Annotated in this window: 7 protein-coding genes; all 7 read left to right on the forward strand. The window is 36.1% G+C overall.

Annotated elements, in window-relative coordinates:
* Nucleotides 1-1,215, forward strand: a 1,215-nt coding sequence (locus ACIQ2Z_RS12335) for a DUF58 domain-containing protein (RefSeq protein ID WP_396184468.1), incomplete at its 5' end; no start/stop codon positions are given.
* A 37-nt stretch (nucleotides 1,216-1,252) separates the two neighbouring features.
* Nucleotides 1,253-2,035, forward strand: a complete 783-nt coding sequence (locus ACIQ2Z_RS12340) for a TrmH family RNA methyltransferase (RefSeq protein ID WP_396184469.1) — start codon at nucleotides 1,253-1,255, stop codon at nucleotides 2,033-2,035.
* Nucleotides 2,036-2,247: 212 nt separating this feature from the next.
* On the forward strand, nucleotides 2,248-3,513 hold the full coding sequence (locus ACIQ2Z_RS12345) for a T9SS type A sorting domain-containing protein (RefSeq protein ID WP_396184470.1): 1,266 nt from the start codon (nucleotides 2,248-2,250) through the stop codon (nucleotides 3,511-3,513).
* Nucleotides 3,514-3,745: 232 nt separating this feature from the next.
* On the forward strand, nucleotides 3,746-4,189 hold the full coding sequence (locus ACIQ2Z_RS12350; protein ID WP_396184471.1) for a hypothetical protein: 444 nt from the start codon (nucleotides 3,746-3,748) through the stop codon (nucleotides 4,187-4,189).
* A 26-nt stretch (nucleotides 4,190-4,215) separates the two neighbouring features.
* The gene (locus ACIQ2Z_RS12355) at nucleotides 4,216-4,431 is read left to right on the forward strand and encodes a hypothetical protein (protein ID WP_396184472.1); all 216 of its coding nucleotides are present in this window, start codon (nucleotides 4,216-4,218) and stop codon (nucleotides 4,429-4,431) included.
* A gap of 17 nt (nucleotides 4,432-4,448) precedes the next feature.
* Complete coding sequence (locus ACIQ2Z_RS12360) at nucleotides 4,449-4,655, forward strand: hypothetical protein (RefSeq protein ID WP_396184473.1); 207 nt, start codon at nucleotides 4,449-4,451, stop codon at nucleotides 4,653-4,655.
* Nucleotides 4,656-4,688: 33 nt separating this feature from the next.
* Nucleotides 4,689-5,333, forward strand: a complete 645-nt coding sequence (locus ACIQ2Z_RS12365) for a porin family protein (protein ID WP_290862238.1) — start codon at nucleotides 4,689-4,691, stop codon at nucleotides 5,331-5,333.
* Nucleotides 5,334-5,727: the final 394 nt, after the last annotated feature.

The following is a 5,727-nucleotide window of genomic DNA, read 5'->3' on the forward strand; positions in this document are numbered from 1 at the left end:
TTTTTATTGCTTTTACTGACCTTCTTTTTGTTAGATTGTATCATTTTATTTGGAGCCAAAACCGGAATGGAAGCCACCCGCATCAGTCCGGAAAAATTGTCTAATGGGGATGAAAACCCCATTCGGATTTCTATTCGTAATTATTATACGTTTTCCATATTCACTAAAATCATAGACGAAATACCTTTTCAATTTCAGGTACGGAATTTTAATATCAACCGAAAAGTGAAAGCGTCTTCACAAGATGACATTCAGTATTTTCTACGTCCGGTGGAACGAGGGGAATACACTTTCGGGAACCTTAATGTTTATGTATCTTCTCCGTTAAAAATAATCGCTCGCCGGTTTACATTCAATAAGGATCAAATGGTGCCCACTTACCCGTCGTATATCCAATTGCGGAAATATGATTTGATGGCTTTTTCAAATAATTTATTTCAATATGGTGTAAAGAAAATACGTCGAATCGGGCATACCATGGAATTTGAACAAATCAAAGAATACGTTCAAGGCGATGACATCCGAACCCTGAATTGGAAAGCAACCGCCAAGAAGAATAGCTTGATGGTGAACCAATTTCAAGATGAAAAATCACAATCGGTTTATATGATTATTGACAAAGGCCGAGTGATGAAAATGCCTTTCAACGGATTGAGTTTATTGGATTATGCCATTAACGCAACGTTAGTTTTATCGAACGTAATTTTGAAAAAACACGATAAAGCGGGAATGTTTTCTTTTTCTAAAAAAGTTGAAAATCGTGTCGTGGCTGAAAAACGCTCCTCACAAATGCAATTAATCATGGAGTGCTTGTATAACATCAAAACTGATTTTTTCGAAAGTGATTTTAGCCGATTATATACCGACATCAAAAAGAACATTAACCAACGAAGTCTCCTTTTGTTGTATACCAACTTTGAAACCTTGGACGGATTACATCGCCAATTGCCCTATTTAAAAGGAATTGCTAAAAACCATTTGTTGGTGGTGGTCTTTTTTCAAAACACAGAACTCAACGACATAATACACAACAAAGCCGAAACCGTTCAGGAAGTTTACGACAAAGTAATTGCTGAAAAGTTTGTCTTTGAAAAACGATTAATCGTTAACGAATTGAAAAAATATGGCATTTATTCCGTTTTAACCCAACCCGAAAATTTGACGTTAGATACCATCAATAAGTATTTAGAAATCAAAGCTCGAGGAATTTTGTAAAAAACAAAGTAACTTTGCCACTCAGAACCTCAGCACCTTGAAACAAATCACTTCCCCACAAAACCCTTTTATCAAATTTCTCGTTCAATTGCAGGAGAAAGCTAAAATCCGCAAGCAAACCGGAACATTTTTGATGGAAGGCAAACGCGAAATCGAATTAGCGTTAAAGGGAGGCTATCAATTGGAAACCGTTTTGTATTTGCCCGAATTAGTTTCTGATAAAGAACTACGTGCTTTTTCCGGTTGCGATTGTATCGAAATCTCAAAAGAGGTTTATCAAAAGTTAGCCTATCGCGATACGACGGAAGGCATTTTAGCCGTAGCAAAAACGAAATCGCATCTTTTAACTGATTTGCATCTTTCAGATAATCCCTTGATTTTAGTGGCAGAAGGAATTGAAAAACCGGGTAATTTAGGAGCTTTACTCCGCACCGCCGATGCCGCAAATAGTGATGCCGTAATCATTGCTAATCCTAAAAGTGATTTATACAATCCAAACATCGTGCGTTCGAGTGTTGGCTGTTTGTTTACCAACCAAATCGCAACAGGCACTACAGAGGAAGTAATTGCTTTTTTAAAAGCAAACAAAGTAGCCATCTATTCCGCCACTTTGCAAAACGCTAATCACTATCATTTAGAGAATTTCACTTCTTCCACGGCCTTGGTCGTTGGCACTGAAGCAACCGGATTAACCGAGCCTTGGCGAACAGAAAGCGCTCAAAACATTATCATCCCGATGCAAGGCGAAATTGATTCCATGAATGTTTCCGTAGCGGCCGCCGTCTTATTGTTTGAAGCCAAAAGACAGCGAGGATTTTAAAAATACTTGCTAATTACAAATCCTTATTGATTTGATTTTTTTAACCCTCTTAACACTTATTCAACTTCAATCATCCTGATTTACAGCATTCAACAATAGTTAAATGTACATCAAATTTTATTAAACTTTAAATATTATTATAAATTTATACCTCTTTTACTGCTTATGTATCAAAACATTAAGTAAAACTAAAGAACCTAAAAACGCTATCTATGAAAAAAAATCTACTCCTTTTCGTTATTGCATTTTCATTTCATTCAAATGCACAAGCTGTCGATAATTTATTTACGATAGTAACTAAATACTCTTCTGAATTTGGAGGAAGCACTCGAATGGGTAATGTAAACCCAACAGTTGGATTTGTAAATAATGTGGGCTCAGCGACCAGCTCGAATATGTTTAGCATAACCGGTGGCTCTATCAATCAAACAACCAATCGATTTAATTTGGTCTCTTCCAATTTTTACGTGTCTTTCGACCTATATGATGGTTCCATTCAAGACAATATGCCTATTAACAGTTTTTTCGGAGGCACAACAATGTTTTCAAACGTTCGATATAATAATTCGAACAATACACTCTATGGTTTAGCTTCTACTTTCACTGAGAACAACGATTTAATCGGCATGTATTTGGCTAGTTTAAACACAGAAACGGGTGATTTAACTGCCCTTTCTCAAAGTTCAATCGGAAATGGATATCAATTAGCCGGAACAGCTGTCAACCCGTTAGAAATGGTTTATTATTACTCTACCGGACCTAAATTTGTTGGACTTGATTTGTATAACGGAACGGTTTACAGCAACCCTACCATCCAATACAGTAATCCAAATGAATTTAATTTTACCAACTTTGCTTATAACTGTGCCGATGATACCATGTATGGATTAGTAACGGAAGACACGCAAGTGCCCAACCCTAATTCCCCTTCCGGTGTGAGCATTTACGCCATGCGTTTCGGAAAAATTAATCCTGCAACAGGCGTAGTAACCAACATTTCTGATGTTCCATTACCAACTTCCTACTATTCGTTGAATGCAAGCTCTACCATCGATCCCAATACCAATACTTACTACTATAGCGATGGAAACAACATCTACGGAATTTCATTACTCACCGGACTGGTCGTTAGCAACGCTCCGCTAGTATTTGAAGACGGTCAAAACATCAACATGATGTTCAACTACAACAATTGTTTAGGAGCAATCGCCACTAGATTTGACCCGGCTCTTTCCATCCAGGAGAATGCCGCGAATGCCAAAATCACGCTTTATCCAAACCCTACTTCAACAACCTTATCCATTGATGCTCCTTTCGCAATTGATTCCGTTGAAGTGATAGACAGCAATGGTAGAACAGTAAAAGCTGACCGTTTAGACAGTAACAAATTACAAGTTCAACATTTACAAAGCGGTGTTTATTTCTTAAAAACAGTATCAAACAACCTCGTTAAAAACATTAAATTTGTAAAAATATAAACAGGCATATCTTCTTTTAAAATACTGATTTTCTTTCTTTTGAACGAATCATTCTTTTCATTAAAGCCACTAAACAAGTAGGCTCACAACAAAATGAACGGCTTACATAATCTTTGAATAATGCAAATTATATCAAAAATTGTGTAAGCCGTTAGGCTTGGTTTAGTTTCACCTTTGTACAGTAATAAAACGTTACGCTGAATCGCCAGTTGCGAAAATTAAAACTAGTACAATGAAAACAAATTTAATCAACTCAACACTTAAAAAAGTACTTACCGGGTTATTATTTTTAGGGTTACTGATTCCTTTCCAATCGTGTTCTAAAAAAATCAAGTTTGAAACTTCTTCTGTAGTTCCCGCTGCACGTGGTGATGTAAAAGTCTCTAAAAACAGCAATAAAAATTATGTTATTAAAATCAACTTCACCAATTTGGCAGAAGTCGATAGATTAAATCCACCCAAAAAAGCATACGTCATTTGGATGGTCACTGATCAAAAATATACTAAAAACATCGGACAAATAAAAAGTTCCAGTTCAATGATGTCCTCTAAATTAAAAGCCGATTTCGAAACAGCCACACCCTTTAAGCCCGTTAAAATCTTTATAACCGCAGAAGACGATGCTAATGTTGAATACCCCGGCATGTACACCGTTCTCAAAACAACTAATTTTTAACCCCTTTAATTAAAACAAACTAAATCATGAAAAACGTAAAAAGAAACACCCTGTTAGCCGCTTTATTCCTTTCAGCCACACTTTTCATCAGCTGCCAAGAGAAAACAAATGCGGAAAGTGCTGAAGAAAACTTAGTAGAAGCCCAACAAGACCTAAACGACGTTAAAACCGAAGCTCAAGAAGATGCTCAAAACTTGGCAACTCAAGCAGAATACACATCTTCAAAGCAGAAACAGAAGTAAAAATTCAAGCCAATAAAGTGCGAATTGCGGAATTAAAAGTAAATAGAAACGCAAACGACATGGAACGTGTTAACAACCTCGAAGCAAAAAACAGCGAGTTAGACGAACGTTTAAAAGGCTATGAAAGCTACAAAACAGATTGGCAAAAATTCAAAGAAGAATTCAACAGCGACATGAATGAATTAGGGGAATCCTTTAAAAACTTCACAGAAGACAAAAAATAAAAACAAGAAGTAAAAGCTTCTAAAAAAAACAAAATGAAAAATTTAAAAAAAGGTTTAGTGATTGGTTTAGTTGCCCTATTTAGTGCAACAACATTTGCTCAAAATTTTGATAAAGCACCACAAATAGGTGTAAAAGGTGGACTTAGCTTTTCTAATCTATACGTTGATAACATTGACGACGACGAAATGCTTACCGGTTTCAACATCGGTATGTTTGCTAAATTCCCAATGACCAGCACTGTTGCCATTCAAACCGAGGTATATTATACCACCAAAGGAGCAAAACTAACCTATAACGATAATTTTGCAACCGGTTCAACTAAATTCAAATTAGACTACATTGAAGTGCCTTTATTAGTTGTTTACAACGTTACAGACATGTTCAACATCCAAGCCGGTGCCTATGCAGCTTATATGATTAGCGGAAAAGTAACAAACGAATCAGACCCTGCTGCCTTCGACTTTGAAGGTGAATTAGATACCGAAGATTTCAACCGTTTTGATGCAGGTTTAGCCGCCGGTATTGCGTTTGACTTCAACCCTATCAGTGTAGGAGCTCGTTACTACTACGGGTTAACCAAAGTAGGGAAAGAGCAAAACTATTCCGGATTTAATGCCATATTCCCGGATGCTAAAAATAGTGTTTTGCAAGTGTATGCTAGTTTCTCCTTCAACTAGCTACCAAAATTCGATGAACAAAAGTGGGAGAAATTGCTGAAAAAGAAGAAATAATGGGGCCTTAAAACCCCATTATTTTTTTTATATAAAGTCAAGCAACTTCACCGCAAATGAAATGCTTAGCTAAAAAGGCAGTGATTCACTTTTTCGGACGTTTTATAAAGTCCTTTATTAAAATGAAAATCGAGAATACAAAAGTAACAAGGTAGATAACACCAAGTGCCGGATCCTTAAATGACATCGTTTCAAAGTTGAATTGCCTAAATAAGGTAATCCCTAAAATAAAGGCAATCATTAAAAAGAAAAAGTTTACTCCTTTCATCGTTTCTGTTTTTTAATTATAGCGTTAAACCTCTTAAAATCGATTTGAATTAATCATGATGTAAATATAGTA

It is taken from the genome of Flavobacterium sp. (genome assembly GCF_044361015.1).
GTDB lineage: Bacteria > Bacteroidota > Bacteroidia > Flavobacteriales > Flavobacteriaceae > Flavobacterium.